The 16,166-nt window shown below is 72.3% G+C and carries 16 protein-coding genes and 1 pseudogene; 8 read left to right on the top strand and 9 right to left on the bottom strand.

The features are described from left to right. Positions 1–65 precede the first annotated feature (65 nt). Positions 66–656: an NADPH-dependent FMN reductase gene (locus tag IE294_RS39195; protein WP_189894159.1), complete on the top strand. Its 591-nt coding sequence runs from the start codon at positions 66–68 to the stop codon at positions 654–656. A gap of 73 nt (positions 657–729) precedes the next feature. Further along, entirely contained in the window at positions 730–1,614 is an 885-nt protein-coding gene (locus IE294_RS39190; protein WP_189894158.1) for an MBL fold metallo-hydrolase, read from the top strand. Between the two features lie 169 nt (positions 1,615–1,783). Here the strand turns inward: IE294_RS39190 and IE294_RS39185 are convergent, their stop codons facing one another. From IE294_RS39185 to IE294_RS39175, 3 genes are all read right to left on the bottom strand, one after another. Further along, complete coding sequence (locus tag IE294_RS39185; protein ID WP_189894179.1) at positions 1,784–2,650, bottom strand: SGNH/GDSL hydrolase family protein; 867 nt, start codon at positions 2,648–2,650, stop codon at positions 1,784–1,786. Between the two features lie 119 nt (positions 2,651–2,769). Continuing rightward, positions 2,770–3,078: a hypothetical protein gene (locus IE294_RS39180; protein ID WP_189894157.1), complete on the bottom strand. Its 309-nt coding sequence runs from the start codon at positions 3,076–3,078 to the stop codon at positions 2,770–2,772. A 98-nt stretch (positions 3,079–3,176) separates the two neighbouring features. After that, positions 3,177–3,683, bottom strand: coding sequence for a hypothetical protein (locus tag IE294_RS39175; RefSeq protein ID WP_189894156.1), 507 nt, complete (start codon positions 3,681–3,683; stop codon positions 3,177–3,179). Between the two features lie 538 nt (positions 3,684–4,221). Here IE294_RS39175 and IE294_RS39170 point away from each other — a divergent pair. Beyond that, positions 4,222–4,869: a hypothetical protein gene (locus IE294_RS39170; RefSeq protein WP_189894155.1), complete on the top strand. Its 648-nt coding sequence runs from the start codon at positions 4,222–4,224 to the stop codon at positions 4,867–4,869. 127 nt (positions 4,870–4,996) lie between these two features. Here the strand turns inward: IE294_RS39170 and IE294_RS39165 are convergent. Continuing rightward, positions 4,997–5,742, bottom strand: a pseudogene (locus tag IE294_RS39165) (ABC transporter ATP-binding protein). Continuing rightward, complete coding sequence (locus IE294_RS39160) at positions 5,739–5,951, bottom strand: hypothetical protein (RefSeq protein ID WP_189894154.1); 213 nt, start codon at positions 5,949–5,951, stop codon at positions 5,739–5,741. The pseudogene IE294_RS39165 and the gene IE294_RS39160 overlap by 4 nt, the downstream one beginning before the upstream one ends. 210 nt (positions 5,952–6,161) lie before the next feature. On the opposite strand from IE294_RS39160, the gene IE294_RS39155 reads away from it, so the two are divergent. Both IE294_RS39155 and IE294_RS39150 read left to right on the top strand, forming a co-directional pair. Then, on the top strand, positions 6,162–6,704 hold the full coding sequence (locus IE294_RS39155) for a SigE family RNA polymerase sigma factor (protein ID WP_189894153.1): 543 nt from the start codon (positions 6,162–6,164) through the stop codon (positions 6,702–6,704). Next, positions 6,685–7,434: a hypothetical protein gene (locus tag IE294_RS39150; RefSeq protein ID WP_189894152.1), complete on the top strand. Its 750-nt coding sequence runs from the start codon at positions 6,685–6,687 to the stop codon at positions 7,432–7,434. The genes IE294_RS39155 and IE294_RS39150 overlap by 20 nt, the downstream gene beginning before the upstream one ends. A 173-nt stretch (positions 7,435–7,607) precedes the next feature. Here IE294_RS39150 and IE294_RS39145 read toward each other — a convergent pair whose 3' ends face one another. Beyond that, positions 7,608–8,546 carry an alpha/beta fold hydrolase gene (locus IE294_RS39145; RefSeq protein WP_189894151.1) on the bottom strand — a complete coding sequence of 313 codons (939 nt, stop codon included), beginning with the start codon at positions 8,544–8,546 and terminating at the stop codon, positions 7,608–7,610. A 112-nt stretch (positions 8,547–8,658) separates the two neighbouring features. Next, a complete protein-coding gene (locus IE294_RS39140) occupies positions 8,659–9,636 on the bottom strand; it encodes an RNA polymerase sigma factor (RefSeq protein WP_189894150.1) in 978 nt (325 codons plus the stop codon). A 153-nt stretch (positions 9,637–9,789) separates the two neighbouring features. Here IE294_RS39140 and IE294_RS39135 point away from each other — a divergent pair, with 153 nt between their 5' ends. Both IE294_RS39135 and IE294_RS39130 read left to right on the top strand, forming a co-directional pair. Continuing rightward, positions 9,790–10,236 (top strand): acyl-CoA thioesterase, encoded by a 447-nt coding sequence (locus IE294_RS39135; RefSeq protein ID WP_189894149.1) that lies wholly within the window; start codon positions 9,790–9,792, stop codon positions 10,234–10,236. Between the two features lie 277 nt (positions 10,237–10,513). Next, the gene (locus tag IE294_RS39130) at positions 10,514–11,533 is read left to right on the top strand and encodes a M28 family peptidase (RefSeq protein ID WP_189894148.1); all 1,020 of its coding nucleotides are present in this window, start codon (positions 10,514–10,516) and stop codon (positions 11,531–11,533) included. Positions 11,534–11,606: 73 nt separating this feature from the next. Here the strand turns inward: IE294_RS39130 and IE294_RS39125 are convergent, their stop codons facing one another. After that, the gene (locus tag IE294_RS39125; protein WP_189894147.1) at positions 11,607–12,050 is read right to left on the bottom strand and encodes an SsgA family sporulation/cell division regulator; all 444 of its coding nucleotides are present in this window, start codon (positions 12,048–12,050) and stop codon (positions 11,607–11,609) included. A gap of 317 nt (positions 12,051–12,367) precedes the next feature. On the opposite strand from IE294_RS39125, the gene IE294_RS39120 reads away from it, so the two are divergent. Continuing rightward, positions 12,368–13,174 (top strand): alpha/beta hydrolase, encoded by an 807-nt coding sequence (locus IE294_RS39120; RefSeq protein WP_189894146.1) that lies wholly within the window; start codon positions 12,368–12,370, stop codon positions 13,172–13,174. A gap of 45 nt (positions 13,175–13,219) precedes the next feature. Here the strand turns inward: IE294_RS39120 and IE294_RS39115 are convergent, their stop codons facing one another. Continuing rightward, complete coding sequence (locus tag IE294_RS39115) at positions 13,220–15,970, bottom strand: helix-turn-helix transcriptional regulator (protein ID WP_189894145.1); 2,751 nt, start codon at positions 15,968–15,970, stop codon at positions 13,220–13,222. Positions 15,971–16,166: the final 196 nt, after the last annotated feature.

Raw genomic sequence — 16,166 nt, 5'->3', positions numbered from 1 at the left:
GCCGATGGGCCCGCACACCTGACCCCCTCCGGGCTGCGGACGGCCCGAACCGCGAAGGAGACACCGTGACCCCCCTCAACGTCCTCGCCATCTCGGGGAGCCTGCGCCGCGACTCCCTGAACACCACCCTGCTGCGGGAGGCCGAGCGTCTGGGCCCGCACCACCACTTCGACCACTACGACGGGCTCGGCCGGCTGCCCCACTTCAACGAGGACGAGGAACACCCCGCGCCGTCCGCCGTCATCGACCTGCGCCGCCGCGTCCAGGAGGCGGACGCGGTGCTGATCGCCTCACCCGAATACAACGCCTCGATACCCGGAGCGCTGAAGAACGCCCTCGACTGGCTCTCCCGCCCGGCCGGTGACGACGGCCCGGCGCTCGCGCTGAAGCCGGTCGCCGTCGTCGGGGCTTCCCCCGGTCCTTTCGGCACCGTCCGGGCGCAGCTGGCCCTGCGCCAGGTGCTGCACAAGATGAACGCCCGCGTCGTGCAGCAGCCCGAGTTCCTCCTCTTCCAGGCCCACCAGCAGTTCGACGACGACGGCCGCCTCCCGGAGGACTCCCCGGCCCGGCAGATGCTGCGCGCGGTGCTCGACGCCCTCACCCACCTCGCCATCAGCGAGCGGCAGCAGGCCCTGACGGGCGCATCCGTCCACTGACCTCGGTGCGGCCCCGCCGCGGCCCGGCACGGGAAGGGCGGAGCCGATGACCCGCACAAGGATGGGAAACGACATGCACATCGGAACGCTGAACCGACAGTCCGCCGTCCGGTCGCTCGTACTGGGTGACGTACGTCTGACCTATGTCGTGGACGGCGCGATGGCCATGCTGCCGTCGGGTTTCTTCCCAGGTTTCGCCGAGGACTACTGGGACGCCCACCCGGAGCTGCTCGACGAGAAGGGCCGGCTGGCCATGTCGGCGGGCGGCCTGCTGGTCGAACGCGACGGCCGCCGCCTGCTCATCGATGCCGGAATGGGGCCCGTGCGCGGGCCGATCCACGTCTCCGGCGAACCGGTGGGACACAGCGACTGCGGTGCGCTCCCCCAGATGCTCGCCGCGCTCGGGCACACACCCGAGGACATCGAGGCGGTGGCCTTCACCCACCTGCACGTCGATCACACCGGCTGGGCGTTCACACCGGAGAAGACCTTCCCGAAGGCCCGCTACCTCGTCGCCGCCCAGGAATGGGCCCCGCACAGCTGTGGCACGACCGTCCCGGGCGCCCCGACAGCGGACATCCTCACACTCATCGGTGCGGCCCACACCCCCGTCGACGACGGCGAAGAGATCTTTCCCGGGGTGCGTGCACTGGTCACTCCGGGCCATTCCCCGGGACACACGTCGTACGTCATAACCGCCGGCGGCGAGCGGCTGGTCGTGCTCGGTGACGTGTTCCACACGCCGGCGCAGCTGGCGCATCCCGAGTGGCCGTCGCGGCCCGACGTGGACCGAAGCGGGGTGATGGCCGCACGCAAGCGCATCGCGGCGGAACTTGAGCGGCCGGGGACACTCGGCTTCGCGTTCCACTTCGGCGACCAGGCCTTCGGACGCCTGGCGGGCACCGACTGGGCGCCGGTCCCCGCTCGGGCACTCTTCCCGACTCCCAGGACGGTGTGACGGAGCACGCGGGCCGGGACGACGGCGTGGCAGGCGTCCGTCGGCACCTCGGGCCGGACCGGCGCACCGGCCCCGGGCCGTACGGCTGTCTCCGACAGCGCGGCGCACGCCCCACGCACAGCGAAGGCCGGTCCGGTACAACGAGGTGCCGGACCGGCCGACGCGAGGGTCAGCGGTGCCAGGTGTGACGCGTGAGGGCGGCCTCGACGGCCGAGGCCATCACACGCTCACCCGTGGCGTTGGGGTGCACCGGCGCCGCCGGCGTCTCGGGGGCGAAGGTCTCGATCCACCGCTCACCGGTCGGCTTGCAGAGGTCGTGACCGACGGTCGGCGTGTACGTGTTCACGTACCGCGCCCCGCTTTTGAAGGCCTGACGGGCCAGCATCGCGTTGAGTTCCTTCTCCTTGTCGCGAAGCCAGGCGAAGTCACCCATGGCCAGCGGCACCGTCTTGCTGGTGCAGCCCACGCCGTCGTCGGGGAAGAGGTCGGGGTAGCCGACCACCACGACCCGGGCGTGCGGCGCACGCTGGTGGATACCACGCAGCACCTGGGCGACCTTGGGCCCGGTCCGGGCGATCGCGTCCGAGATCTGGTCCGCCCCGGTGCCCGCGAAGTGGGTCCGGCAGGGGGTGCCGGCCGGATCGGTGGCCGTGAGCTGGGCGCAGGTGCCCAGCACGGTCGAGAAGCCGATGTCGTTGCCACCGATCGTCACGGTGACCAGGTCGGTTCTCCGGTTGACGGCGTCGAGCTGGGCCGGCACGCCGTCGGCCTGAGGGGCCGTCAGGTCGGCGGTGGTGGCACCCGAGCAGCTGACGTCCGTCAGCGTCGCGCTCTTGGACTGCGCGACCAGCGAGGGGTAGTTCTGGCTGGAGCGCAGGCAGGTGGCGTCGACCTGGGTGGGGACGAGCGGCGCGGAGGCGTACGAGTCGCCGAGAGCGACGTAGTCCACCGTGGTCCGGCCCGCCGTCACCGTGCTCGCCGCAGCCGTTCCGGCCGGGGCGAGAGCGGCCCCGGCGGAGAGCAGCGCGGCACCCACCGTGAGTGCGCGTCCCGCGCGGGAGGTGGGAAACAGTTTCCTCAAGATCTGTCCTTCCGTGATCGGTCGAGGGGCTCCGCCGAGCGTGGACGTCAGGGGCCGGGCGGAGCACCCACCCTTCACACGTATTCGAAGGCGCTCAGGTGCCGGGTGCTCAGATAACGAATTGGGCACTGCTGTTCCGCCGGCGGCGGGCCGCACACACCGAACTCGACACGGGCCGCCCGGGTGCGGTCGCGGCGGTGACGGCCGACCCCCGCGCACTGATCGACCACCGGCTCGCCCGGCGCGGCTGACGAAGGGTGAGACGGAGTGCGCTGGTGAACCGGCCCGCCGTCGCCGTCGCCGTCGCCGTCGCCGTCGACCGTCCGTCCGGGAGGGAACTCGGGCGTCCTCGACTCGCCCTGCTCCACCCGGCCGTCGAGCACGTCGACCGGGTGGCACGGCTGTACAAGGGCCTCACTCGTCCCGCGAACGCGGCGGTGTCCGGCTGGTGGACAGCGCGATCGCGGGACGAGCGCAGACGTCAGGCGTCGGGCGTCAGCAGGGTGTACATGACCGAACGCTGCTGCTTGTGACGCAGGATGCGGCCCTTGGCGACCAGCGACTCAAGGGTGTTGCGCACCACCTGCGGGGTGGGGGCGCGGTCCGGGTACTTCGCCATCAGCTCGTCCCGCAGTTCCTTCGCCAGCCGCGGCTCGTCGTGGTGGCCGAGCAGATCCGTGAGCAGGTCACCGAGCAGAGGCAGGCGCGACTTCCCCTTCGCGCCCGTCTGCGCCGCGCCTCCACCCGGAGCGCGCTTCGGCCTCCCGACGGCCGGCTCGTCCTGTAGCTGCTCCGGCAGACGCGACGCGTCCGCGAAGCCCTCGTACCGCTCGGTGAGGTTCAGGATGTCGGCCAGGAGTGCCTCCTCCTGCTTCAACACCTCGATCTTCGACGCCAGCTCCTGCTGTCGTCGGCGGTTCTCCTCCAGGTCCGATGCGGCTTGTTCCACGTACCGCGATCGGAGTGTGGCGGCTGACTGTGTGGTCAAGACCATTCACTCCTCGATATGGATGACGTTGCGCATGGTACCCAGGCCGAAGGCCCTGTGCGGAAAAGTATCGACGCCGGATGGTTCGCCGGGCATGTTCACTCTTCACGACAAGTGTCGATGTGCCTTCGCGTGGGAAGGTGGTGCCGACGTTTCCTACCCACATGAGTCGGCTCCCGAACAGGAAATGCCCGGTAGGTGTGCCGACGAACGGCGCGCGGCTCCTACGCCGGACCCGCCGGCCGTATGACAACGTTGCCGGACACGTGGGTCCGTTCGGAAGGCCGTTGTGACGGCCGGGTGCTCGCCGGCGGAGGGCGGCGACACTTCTTCGCAGGGCGATATGTGTGCCAGGATGCATGTGACCGAGTGGCGGACGGATGAACTCCGCGCAGGGCTGATCCGTTCATTCTCATGGCGGGCTCCGGCCGCCGGGCGACCGCTCGCCGAGGCCCGCGTCACCGGCGGGCCGGTCCGGCGCGGCACGATCGACCCGCTCGCCTTCACGAGGCGACGAGCTGGTGAGAGGAGGAGCCCCTTGCACGTTCTCATCCCCGACGATCCGGTGTTCTTCGCGAAGTTCGAGAGCCTTGAGGAACCGCTCCTCCGACACCTCCACCGACTGCACAGCGAGGGACTTGAGACCGACGACGAGGACGTCATCTCGGACGCCTACGACAGTTGGGTGCAGGTACTGGTGCAGTTGCCGCTGTGGTGCGAGTGGTACGCCACGAGCCGGTCCGCCGGTCCCACGCCGGGTGACCGGGCCCAGACCAGGTACGTGCTGTACGGTCCGGGCGGCGACCAGCTGACGAGCCTGTACCCGGTGGAGGTCGCGGCGGCCGACCTCGGGAATCTGATCGCCTGCCTGGAGCTGTTCGCCGCGGCCGACCCGGTGTGGAGCGCGGCGGCGAGCGAGGTCGGCACCGGGACACCCGCCCCACCGCCAGGGCGGGAGCAGGTTCTCCCCGACGCTCTCCGGCGGGTCCTGGACGTACTGCTGCTGACGCCGTCGGACGGGCTCCTGGACACCCTGCGGCAGGCCGGTGCCCCTGAGCCGGTCGTCTCGGTGACGCTGTCGGCCGAGCAGGAAACCGACTACCGGCGCTTCTGCGAGGACATCGTGGCCATACTCAGCTCGGGCGACGCGTTCGCCTATCGCAACCACCGCGCCCTGTACTTCTGACGGCGGAGCGGTACGGGCCGGTGGTCGGCATCGCCCGTACACCATCGCGTGCCTCAGGAGGGCGAGCGCAGGGCGTCCACCGGCGTGAGGCACCGGGCGGGTCCGGGACCTGCCGCGCACGGGATCGTCATGCCTCCTCCTGACGGAGCCGGCCGGCGTGGATGCGGACGCGCCGGCTCGCCCGTGCGCCCACCGCGTCGTCGTGCGTGACCACCACCAGGGTCATGCCCTGCGCCTGGAGCACGTCGAAGAGCTCCAGCACCGATGCGGTGTCCCCGCTGTCGAGGTTGCCGGTCGGCTCGTCGCACAGCAGCAGTGCGGGCTCGCCGAGCAGCGCGCGGGCGACGGCCACCCGCTGCCGCTCGCCGCCGGGAGCCGGCCCGGCAGGGAGCCGGAGCGGTGCGCGAGTCCGACCCGGGCCAGCACCTCGCGCGCCCGTTCCCGCCGGAAACCGCGCCCCCGGTCGGGGTGCGGGGTGCGGTGGACCTCGGCGAGCATCACGTTCTCGTCCACGGTCCGGTACGGCAGCAGGGGGAAGGACCGGAAGACGAATCCGATACGGCTGCCGCGCAGCGCGGTCCGCTCGGGGTCGGCGAGTGCGTCGGTGCGCACCCCGTCCAGCCAGTACGCGCCCGAGGAGGGCCGGTCCAGCAGGCCGAGGATGTTCAGCAGCGTCGACTTCCCGGACCCGGAGGGGCCGACGACCGACAGGTGCTCCCCGCGACGGACCGTCAGGTCCACCTCCCGCAGGGCGTGCACGGGAGGGTCGGCGTCGAAGACCCGGCCGACCGAGTCGAGCCGGATCACGGCGTCCGGGTCCGGCGCCTCGTCCCGCGGGAGCGCCGAAGCCGGCGCGGGCGTCCGCCTCGTCACCCGGCCACCACCTGGTCGCCCGCACCGAGGGGGACGTCGGCCAGGCCCACTTCGACCTGCCCGGCGGCGGACAGCCCCACCGTGACGGGTACGTCGACGACCTCGCCGTCAGCCGCCACCGGCACCTCCAGCTCCCCGCGTTGCTTCTCGTCCTGTGCGCTGGGCGTCCGCGGCTCGTAGCCCTTGCGACCGCCGTTCGTGCGAGTCATGTGTATTCACCAGGTGTGTCCGTACCGGCGCGGGTATCGCGCATCACGTTCGATTTCCTCAACAGGGTGGGAGGCGGGGCGGATTGTACCACGTGCTCACATGTGACATAGGGCACGTTTCAAGCTGTCGGCTACCTGTGAGGGCCGGCAACCGTGAAGGGTGCTCATGCGTGTGACAGGTGTGAAGTCACCTTCGGGAACAGGAGCGGAATGAGGACGGCGAGGAATGCCGACGCGACCTTCGAGGAGTTCGTGACGGCACGTGGACCCAGACTTCTGCGGGTCGCCTGGCTCCTGACGGGTGACGCACACCTCGCTGAGGACCTGCTACAGACGGTGCTGGCGAAGGTGTGGTCCAAGTGGCGCAGGATCGGCACGGAGAACCCGGAGGCATACGTACGCAAGGCCCTGGTCAACACCCACCTGTCGTGGTGGCAGCGGCGCTGGCGCGGGGAGATCCCGCACGAACACGGGCGGATGCCCGAGAGCGCGGGGCCCGGCGACCCGTTCGACGCCGTGGACCTCGAACAGTCACTCGCCCTGGTCGTCCGGCGGTTGCCGGCCCGGCAGCGGGCGGTGGTGGTCCTGCGGTACTTCGAGGAACTGAGTGTGCAGGAGACCGCGCACGTGCTGGGCTGTCACCCGGGCACCGTGAAGAGCCAGGCGGCCAAGGCGCTGAAAACGCTGCGAGCGGAACTGGAGACCGTGCCCGGGGGATGGAAGGGGATCAGTCATGGCCGCCGAGCCGGATGAGGAGCAGTGGAACGAGACGGAGCGCGCGGTCCGCAGCCTCCTGGAGGCTGCGGTTCCGGCGCCCCGCCCTTCGTCCGAGCGGATGGCCGGCATCCGGCGGAAGGCCCGGCGCCGGCGCCGGCGCAACGCGGCAGCGCTCGGGGCCGCGTTGACGGCCGTCGCCGGCCTTGCCTTCGTGCTGCCGGGACTGCGCGACGCCGACCCGTCGCACGGGGCGGCGTCCACCCCGTCGTCGCCTGTCACGCTCATACGCGGCCCCGGCGCACCGGTGCGTCTGCTCGGGCCGGCGCGGGCGGTCGAGGTCACACTGCCGCGAGGGTGGTACGCCGTGTCCGTCGACGACGCGCGCGGGGGACCGGTGGCGTTCATCGCGTCCCAGCCGCTGTCGCGGCCGGCCCGCGGCACGTGTGTGAGCGGCACACCTGGCGCCGTGGGCACCTGCCGGCCGCTGACGCGGCTGGCCGACGGCGAGGTGCTCATCGTCCTGCGGCCGGCCGGGAAGAGGGAGGAGGCGGCACGCCTGACCGCGTCGCCCGTGAAGCCTTCGCTGGACGGCTGTGAAAGCCTGGGGGCGCAGGGCCGGTCGCGGCTGTGGAAGGTGGGACGTTCGGGGGCCGCCGACTTCGTCGTCCTGGAGATGTCCGAGTGCTCGCGCACCCCGGTCGCCAAGGCGACGAGTGATGCCCTGTCCGGCCTTCTGAACAGCATCAGACTGGCCGACGGCACCTGACCGGCACGGCGTACGATCGCGCCGTGCCGGTCCGTGCCGGTCCGTGACGGAGCCCCGCTCGACCCGGCGCACGATCATGCCGTAGAAGCCCGGAGCGAAGACGCCCGGTCCGCGGAGCGGGGCCGTGCGCCGGCCGGAGCGGGCCGGCGCACGTCACGTCGGGGAACGCGGTGCTATGCGGCCCCGCCCCGCGCCGCCGTCTCCCGAACGAAGTCGCGGACCGCGTCCGCGAACCGCTCGGGCTCCTCGACGTGCCCCATGTGACCGCTGTTCTCCAGCACCAGCAGCCGGGAGTCGGGGATCAGTTCGTCCAGTTCCAGACCCCAGCGCAGTCCGCAGATCACGTCGTGTCGGCCCACGACGACCAGGGCCGGTACCGTCAGCTCCTTGAGCGCGGCCCGGTCGTCGATGACGTCCGGGGTGAGGTTCTCGTCCAGGCCCGAGATGTAGGTGGCCCGGACCGCGTCCCGGAAGGGCGCGAACTTCTCCTCGTTGCCCCAGTAGTCGGCGAAGTACGACGGCAGCACGCCCCGGGCGACCGCCACGGTGTCCTCGTCACTGGACATGCCGGACATCGCGTCGAACGCGGCCAGCACGCCGGGCAGTCCCGGGTGGCCGGCGTGCTTGGCCACGAACGCCTCCACCATGCGGGCCGCCTCCGCGCCGTGTTCGGGCCCCGTGACGGGGGCGCCCTCGTAGAGCACGACGCCCGCCAGCTGCCCGGAGCGGTGCAGGGCGTGGTAGGCGGCCACGAAGGCGCCGTGCGAGTGTCCCAGCAGGTGCACCTCGGGCACCCCGAGCCGGTTGATCAGCGCCTCCAGGAAGCTGCTGTAGCGCTCCCGGGTGTAGCCGTGCGGGTGCGAGGGCAGGCGGCTGTCCTCGGCGGTGCCCACGGGCTCGACGTACACCATGGTCAGGTGCTCCTCCAGGGCGGGCATCCGCATGTACTCCCAGAAGATGCCGGGCCCGCCGGAGTGGGCCACGCACACCGGGCCGGTGCCGTGGACGTGATAGCGCTGCACCACTCCGGCCAGCCGGTAGGTGTGCGTGCCGGGGGAGAGGGGGTCGGTGTCGGGGGTCAAGCCGTCGTGGTGCGCGTTGGACGCGGTCATCGGGGCCTCCATGAGCCGTGTGAATGCGGGATTACACCGACACGACGCCGCCCGGACCGGAAAGTTGGATCCGACTGATGTGATCCGGGCCACATGACCGGAGAGGCGCGGTTCAGGCCGCCACGGGCTTGGAGAGCGCCTCCGGGCGGGGGCTGTGGTACAGGGAGACCCGGTCGACGCGACCCTCGTCCAGCGTCATGATCCAGGCGACTCCCGGCGGGCAGTGGTCCGGGTCGTCCGCCGGGCTGATCAGGTCCATCTCCCACACCACCAGGGAGCGGCCGGCCACGATGTGGCGGGGCCGCTGGCGCACCCCCGCCGACAGGTCGCAGTCCATGCCCGCCAGCAGCAGGTCGGCACCGCCGAGCCGTTCCCCGCCCACCAGCAGCGCGACCCCGGGGGAGTAACGGTCCCTGACCACCTTGCCGAACTCGCCGCGCTCGGCCGCCGCGAGCGTGTCGTGCGCCTCCCGCCAGCTCTCCGCCGTACGGCGCAGCACGTCCTCGTGCCCGGAGTCCACCGTGTCCGCCAGGGTCCGGGCCAGTGCGGCGCGGGCCTGGTGCAGGCGGCTGCGCACGGTACGCACCGGCACCGCACAGGCCTCGGCGATCTGCTGGTAGGAGGTGATCCCGGTGGAGAAGTAGCGCAGCACCACCGGCAGCCGCAGGGTGGGGGACAGCGACTCGACCGCCTCCCAGATCCAGTCCCGCAGCGCATGGCTCTCCAGCACCTGCTCGGGAGTGCTGCCGTCCTGCGGCAGCGGCACGTCCAGCGGCACCTCGTCCAGGGGTTCCGTCCGCCAGGAGGCCCGCAGCAGGCTGCGGCAGTGGTTGCGTACGACCATGCGCAGCCACGGTCCCACGGCTTCGGGATCGCGTACGTCCACGATCCGCCGGAGCGCCACCAGCGCCGCCTCCTGCATGACGTCGTCCACGTCGGGGCCCGGCCCCAGCAGGCTGAGTGCCACCGCGCGCATCCTGGGCCGGTGCCGCTCCAGCAGCAGGGCCAGGGCCGACACATCGCCCGCCTGCGCGGCCCGGGTCAGGGCGGCGTCCTCCCATGCCCCGGCGTTCTCCGGCAACCCACCCATACCTTGTCCTTCACCCCGAGGCACCTGACTCCCTCCGACTCTAACGCTCCGAAGGGCGTGTCCGCCCGTCCCCTCGCCCCTGGCTGACACGTGTGAAGGTAAGGTGTGGCATCGGCCGGTGGCCGTGGCGTACGGAAAGGCTGGTCCCGTGACATGTCCGAGGAACTGACGAGGTCCTTCGAGGTCCGCTGGGACGACATCGACCTGAACGGTCATCTGCGGAACACGAGATACCTGGAGTACGCCGCCACGGCACGGCTCGGCTTCCTGATCGGCTCCGGATGGGGGCCCGGGGAGCTGGCGAAGGCCGGGGTCGCGGCCGTCTCGCTCGGCGAGGAGGTCCGCTATCTGCGCGAGGTCTTCCCGCTCGAAAGGGTCGTCGTCGGCTCGCGCGTCGTCGGTCTGAGTGAGGAGGGGGCACGGTGGCGGTTCGAACACCGCTTCGCTCGGGAGAGCGGGGAGGAAGTGGCCGTCGTGCGCACCCTGGGGGCGTGGATCGACCTCCGCGCCCGCAGGATCGCCCCGCCGCCGTCCGGCCTGCTGGCCGTGGTGTCCTCCGCGCGGGCGGACGACTGCGAAGTGATCACGTCGACGTCATGAAAGGGTTCCGGGGAGCGGGCGTGGGTGGAGCAGCCGCCCCCACGTCAGGGAAGAACGTGGGGACGGCCGCTCCTTTCCTGCGGCCGGGCCAGCCGATGAACACACCGACCGCAGGAGTCCTTCTCTGGATGAACGGACGTGAAAGCAGCGCGGGTTCACGGATCGGGCGACGAAATTGCGCCAGGAACGTTTCCCTCCCGTCGCTCGTCCCGGCGGCCGGGCGCCCGGCCGCCGGCCGCCGCGCCGTCCTCGGTCCCCGCGGTGACCGGAGTACCGGATGACGGACGACCCGACGGCGGTGCCCCGCCGGGGCCCCCGACCGGATCCCGGCAGGCTGCGGCGGCACGTGGAGTTCCTCGCCGCTGAGCCGCGCAGCCGGCTTCGGGCGCCGGACGTGATGGAACGTGCCGAGGCGTACGTGCACGACGAACTGACCGCGGCGGGCTGGCTGGTGCGGCGACAGCCGTTCGACGTGCGCTGGCAGGTCGGCGCGACCGACCGGCACGGACATCGGGCCCTCGCCCTCAAACCCCGGCTCCATCCGCGGCTGCGCGGCGCGAACCTCATCGCCGAGCTGCCCGGCCGCGGCGCCGGGCCGGCCGTGGTGATCGGCGCGCACCTGGACAGCGTCAGCGGCAGTCCGGGCGCGGACGACAACGCCTCGGGTGTCGCGGTGGTCCTGGAGACGGCACGTCTGCTGGCCGCCTCGCCCGTCGCCCCGCGCGTCGTCCTGGCGGTGTTCGACATGGAGGAGCTCGGTCTCATCGGCGCCCGCCAGGCCGCCCGGGAGCTGGTCCGCGACGGCGGGGTACGCGGGATGATCTGTCTGGAGTCGGTCGGCTACTTCGCCGACGACCCGGGGACGCAGCGTCTGCCCGCCGGCTTCGGACGGATCTTTCCCGAGGCATCCGCCGCGACCCGCGCCGAGGGCTACCGGGGCGACTTCACCCTGGTGGTGCACCGCCGCTCCTCGGCCGCCGCGGCCGAGACGTGGAAGCGGGCCGCCGCGGCGGCCTCCCCGTCCGTCAGCGGACTGCTGTTGCGCGACCCGCGTCCCGACGGGCCGCTCGGACTGCTGATCGGACTCGCCGTGCCTCCGGCCAACCACCTGGGTCGCAGTGATCACGCGCCGTTCTGGAACCGGGGTGTTCCCGCGCTCATGCTCACGGACACCGCGAACTTCCGGAATCCGCACTATCACCGGTCCACGGACGTACCGGAGACGCTCGACTACGGCCGGCTCACCGCCGTCACCGAGGCGACCGCGGTGACGGCCGTCTCGTGGGCGTCACCATGACGGTGAGCGGACGATCCGGCGGGTGGCCCGGTATCCGCTCGCCCGGTATCCGCTCATGCCGGTCGGCGCGGGGTCACAGACCGGCGTGGGCGAGGTCCCAGTCGACTCCGGCCAGCTCGTGCTGTGCCGGAACCAGCTCATAGGTGTGCTCCAGCCACTGCGCCAGCGCGGGCGCCGGCAGCTCGAACAGGGCCGCCATGTCGCCGGAGGCGAGCTGGAGCCACGCGGTCGCCCGGTTCCGCGGCTTCGAAGGCCACATCCGGACGTCGCCGAGTCCGCTCAGCGCGTACAGACCCTGCTGGAGGACGCCCCGCCCGATGCGCCACGAGGCCTGCGGCCCGCCTTCCACGAGGAACTCCACGGCCACGACCCACGGGGACCGCGGGTCGAACCGGAACTCCGCTCTGACGGCCTGCCGGGTCGCCACGTCCAGCACGCGCTCGATGTCCAGGGCCAGCTCGTGGCAGTCGTGCGATGCCGCTCGACGGGTCCGTCCCCCTGGGTGGTTGCCGCTCATGACGCGTGGATCCTTCTCTGTGGCGGAGGCTGACCCCACCTACTGTCGCCGTCCCGGGCACGTCGTACATAGGTAACTTGACGGTTCTCGTGCACCCGACCGCTGGGTCGGTCCCCGTGGCGGCCGTCCGTCGCAACGACGTTCACCCGCTTTCACGGCGGTCTTCTGCGGCCCGTGCCGGGGACCGGTGCGGTCCACCCCGGCGGGCCGTGAACATTGAGTCATTCGACTGTCGCCCCTGGTGCGGGGCCGGACGATCCTGAAACGGTCGCCCGCGTGCCGGTGCCGGGTGATCGTCTTGCTCGGAGGAACCAGCCGTGAACCGTACTCCCGTCGTCTTCATCCATGGCGCGTGGCTGCACGCGCTGTCCTGGGAGTCGTGGGCGGACCGCTTCGCCGGCAGGGGGTTCCTCGCCGTCGCGCCCGGGTGGCCGGGCGAGGCGGCCACCGCCCGCGCGACGCGGGCGTTCCCCGAGGCACTCGGCGGCCTCGGTCTGGACACCTTGACGGACCACTACGGCGGGATCGTGCGGGCCTTCGACACCCCGCCGGTGATCGTCGGCCATTCGGTCGGCGGCCTCATCGCCCAGCACCTCATCGCCGCCGGATGGGGCCGGGCCGCGGTGTCCATCGCGCCCGCGCCGATCAACGACGTCCCGCTGCCCCACTGCCCGGCCCGGCTGTGGACGCCGGACCACGCGGACCCCGGGGACGGGCTGCTGTCCCTGTCCCCCGAACAGTTCCACGAGGTGTTCGCGAACACCGCGCCGGCGGAGGAGTCCGGCCGGATCTTCGAGCGCTACGCGATGCCCGCACCACGCCGGCTGCTCGCCGACCTCGGGTGCGCGGGCGCGGCGCGCAGCCCGCGCACCATGGTCGACGTCGCCCGGGCCGGCCGCGGCCCGCTCCTGCTCGTCTCCGGACAGGAGGACCGGCTGGTACCCGACGCCGTCACCCGTGCCGTCTACAAGCAGTACGGGGACTCCGTAGCCGTCACCGACCTGAAGCAGTTCGCGGACCGCGCCCACTCACTGGTCGTCGACAGCGGATGGCGCCAGGTCGCCGACCACGTGCTCGGCTGGCTCGACGGCCAGGACATCCGCGGGCGTTCGGCCGGGGACTGACACCGCACCCGGGCGGCGCGGCACCCCGCCGTGCCGGCCGGTCCCTCACACGCTCTGCTCGTCGCGGAGCTTGCCCAGCGCGTCACGGAGCGCGGCCCGGGAGCTGATGCCCAGCTTGGGGAAGACCCGGTAGAGGTGGGAGCTGACCGTGCGCGGCGACAGGTGCATCCGCTGGCCGATCTCCTTGTTGGTCAGACCGCCGGCGGCGAGATCGGCGATCCGGCGTTCCTGCCAGGTCAACGCGGCGAGGTGGACGGCGGATGCCTGGGCGGGGGTGCCGGTGGTCCTGAGTTCGGCACGGGCCCGTTCGGTCCACGTGGTGGCGCCGAGGCGTTCGAACGCCTCCGCCGCCAGGGTCAGGGGCGGACGCGCGGCCCTGCGCCCCTGGGTGTGGCGCAGCCGGATGCCGTGGGCGAGACGGATCCGGGCCAGCTCGAAGGGGAAGCGGGTTCCGGCGGGGTGGTTCTCGACCAGGTCGTAGCACCGGTCGGCCTCGGCGGGATCGGTGGCGGTCATGGCGAGGGCGCCGTAGGTGACGAGGGCGAGGCGGGGGGAGATCTCGGGGAGTCCCGCCTGCTGGGCGGCCAGGGCGTGACCGCGGGCCTGCTCGGAGCGGCCGGTGTGCAGGGCGGCCTCGACGAGGTCGAGCAGGGTGCGGGACGCCTGGTGGGCGTAGGGCTCGAAGGCGCTGGGCGGCGTGATGCCGATCGCGTGGAGGTAGGCGGCCTCGTAGTCGCCCTCGCTGAGGGCCGCGGCGGTGCCGATGGCGTCGGCGATCTGGGTGAGGAAGCCGATGCCCCGGGGACGGGCCCAGGCGTCGACGGAGGCTTGCAGTTCCCGCGCCCGTTCGACCTCGCCGCGCATCGCCGCCAGCAGGCCGAGATACGCCTTGCTGTGGTGGGCGAACAACGTGTGCTGATGCGATGTCATCAGCTCCAGTCCGCGCCGTCCGGTGCGGTCCGCCTCGTCCCACTCGCCGACGGCGATCTGGTCCAGCATGATCAGGTGCAGCATGGTCATGCCGGAGACCAGGGCCCCGGTCTCCAGTTCGCGGTCCACGATGCGCTGGAGGTGCGGCCGGTACTGACTGAGCGTGTCCACGTGGTAGGCGGCGACCGACAGCCTGCTGATGTCCCAGGGGTCCAGCGCGCCGAGGTCGGCGAAGGCCCGCTCCACCCGCTCGTGCACGCCCGCTCCCCGACGCACCACATCGCCCCAGGCGTCCTGGTAGATGCGCGAATGCGGGGACACCAGGTCGCCCAGCGAGTCGATGAGCCCATGAGCGCGTTCCCAGGACGTCGCGTCGCCCGCGTACTGGTTGATGGCCAGCAGCAGGTTCACCAGCCGGGTGAGGACCTCGTTCGGCCCCCCGCCGTCACGGAGGCCCTCGATGGCCGCCAGCACCTGGTGCTGGGAGGACCGCACGTCCCCGTCCTCGTAGAGCGCCACGTAGGCCGACGCCACCACCGAGGCGGGGGAATCGATTCGTCCCGCCGTCGAGTCGGCGCCGATCAGCTGCTGGGCCTGGTCGAGCCGGCCGGCGTGCCCGGCGACGAACGCGGCGTCGCCGAGTCTGCGGGACCGCTCCTCGTGGCTCTCGCTCAGCTCCGCGGCCCGGGTCAGCCAGGCCACGGCGGCCCGCGCGCCGCCCCGCCGGGTGGCCGACTCCGCAGCCGCCTCCAGCGCGGCGGCGACCTCCTCGTCCGGGTCGACCGTCGAGGCCCCGAGGTGGTACGCGCGCCGTTCCACGTCGTCGCGGTGCACCTGCGCGAGGGACGCGTGCGCCGCGCGCCGCTCGTTCGGGGTGGCGATCTGCACGGCGGTCGACCGGACCAGGGGGTGCCGGAACACGAAGTCGCCGTTGAGCGGGTCGATGTCCAGCAGACCGCAGGCGGCGGCCTCGTCGGCGTCCTTCATCCGGTAGCGCGCGCCACGGGCGGCGCCGGCCGTCGTGCCCGCCGCGACACCGTCCAGGGCGCCGCGCAGCAGCTCCGCGCGTACGGCGTTCCCCAGGCCCTCGATACGAGCGCCGTAGACGTGCTGGAGCCGCAGGGGCAGCGCGACCCCGGTGTAGCCGAACGATTCCCCGGAGCCGCGGGCCGAGCGGTTGCCGCGCACATGGGGCGGCAGTTCCAGCAGGGCCAGCGGGTTGCCCTGGGCCTCGTCCAGGACGAGACGGCGGATCCGGGGGTCCAGGCCGGGGTGGTGCATGTCGAGCAGCTGCTCGGAGGCCTTCTCCGACAGCGTGCTCACCGGCACCGCGGGCAGCGCGGCGGTGTCGAAGCCGGAGGCGAGGTCGGAGCGCAGGCCGACCGCGAGCTTCACCGAGCTGCCGGTGAGCCGGCGGCCCACGAACCCGCACACCTCGATGCTGGAGGCGTCCAGCCACTGGCCGTCGTCCAGTACCAGCAGGAGCGGCTTCTGTGACGCCGCGAGCGAGAGCAGGTCGAGGACGGCGATGCCGAGGGTCATGACGGACGGAGGTCTTCCCTCGCTCCTGCCGAAGACGACGTCGAAGACCCCTCGGTGGGTGTCGTCGAGCCGGTCGATGTAGGAGAGCAGCGGGTACAGGAACTGGTGCAGGCCGGCGAAGGGCAGCTCCGACTCGGCCTCGACCCCGGCGGCCCGGATCACGCGGTGCCGCTCGTCCGCCGCGAGGTCGGCGACGTAGTCCAGCAGGGCGCTCTTGCCGACACCCGTGTCGCCCCTCAGGACGAGGGACCGGCCCTCGGAGGCGGCCACGAACGCGGACAGCACCTCCTGCTCGTGTTCGCGGCCGACTATCGCTCCGAGCATCGGTTCCACCGTCCCCCACTTCCTTCCCCGCTGACCTCACACCCGGTGCGGATCGGCACACCTGTGCGCTCGGGTGTGCCGGGCACAGTGCGAGGCTACGCCGCCGTGTCCGCTCCGTCGCGGCGACGGCCGCCGTGGCCGTCCGTCTCCGGATCCCGGGCGGCGGCGCGCGCGATCCGCTCGCGGACGGCGGCCG

The sequence above is a fragment of the Streptomyces canarius genome (assembly GCF_014650735.1).
Lineage (GTDB): Bacteria > Actinomycetota > Actinomycetes > Streptomycetales > Streptomycetaceae > Streptomyces > Streptomyces olivaceoviridis.
This window is presented reverse-complemented; position numbering and strand designations above follow the sequence as displayed.

Excerpts from the sequence above, each read along its gene's own strand:
- IE294_RS39190 (WP_189894158.1), top strand. The coding sequence starts at position 730 with ATGCACATCGGAACGCTGAACCGACAGTCCGCCGTCCGGTCGCTCGTA.
- IE294_RS39160 (WP_189894154.1), bottom strand. The coding sequence starts at position 5,951 with ATGACTCGCACGAACGGCGGTCGCAAGGGCTACGAGCCGCGGACGCCC.
- IE294_RS39155 (WP_189894153.1), top strand. The coding sequence starts at position 6,162 with ATGAGGACGGCGAGGAATGCCGACGCGACCTTCGAGGAGTTCGTGACG.
- IE294_RS39150 (WP_189894152.1), top strand. The coding sequence starts at position 6,685 with ATGGCCGCCGAGCCGGATGAGGAGCAGTGGAACGAGACGGAGCGCGCG.
- IE294_RS39145 (WP_189894151.1), bottom strand. The coding sequence starts at position 8,546 with ATGACCGCGTCCAACGCGCACCACGACGGCTTGACCCCCGACACCGAC.
- IE294_RS39140 (WP_189894150.1), bottom strand. The coding sequence starts at position 9,636 with ATGGGTGGGTTGCCGGAGAACGCCGGGGCATGGGAGGACGCCGCCCTG.
- IE294_RS39135 (WP_189894149.1), top strand. The coding sequence starts at position 9,790 with ATGTCCGAGGAACTGACGAGGTCCTTCGAGGTCCGCTGGGACGACATC.
- IE294_RS39130 (WP_189894148.1), top strand. The coding sequence starts at position 10,514 with ATGACGGACGACCCGACGGCGGTGCCCCGCCGGGGCCCCCGACCGGAT.
- IE294_RS39125 (WP_189894147.1), bottom strand. The coding sequence starts at position 12,050 with ATGAGCGGCAACCACCCAGGGGGACGGACCCGTCGAGCGGCATCGCAC.
- IE294_RS39115 (WP_189894145.1), bottom strand. The coding sequence starts at position 15,970 with ATGCTCGGAGCGATAGTCGGCCGCGAACACGAGCAGGAGGTGCTGTCC.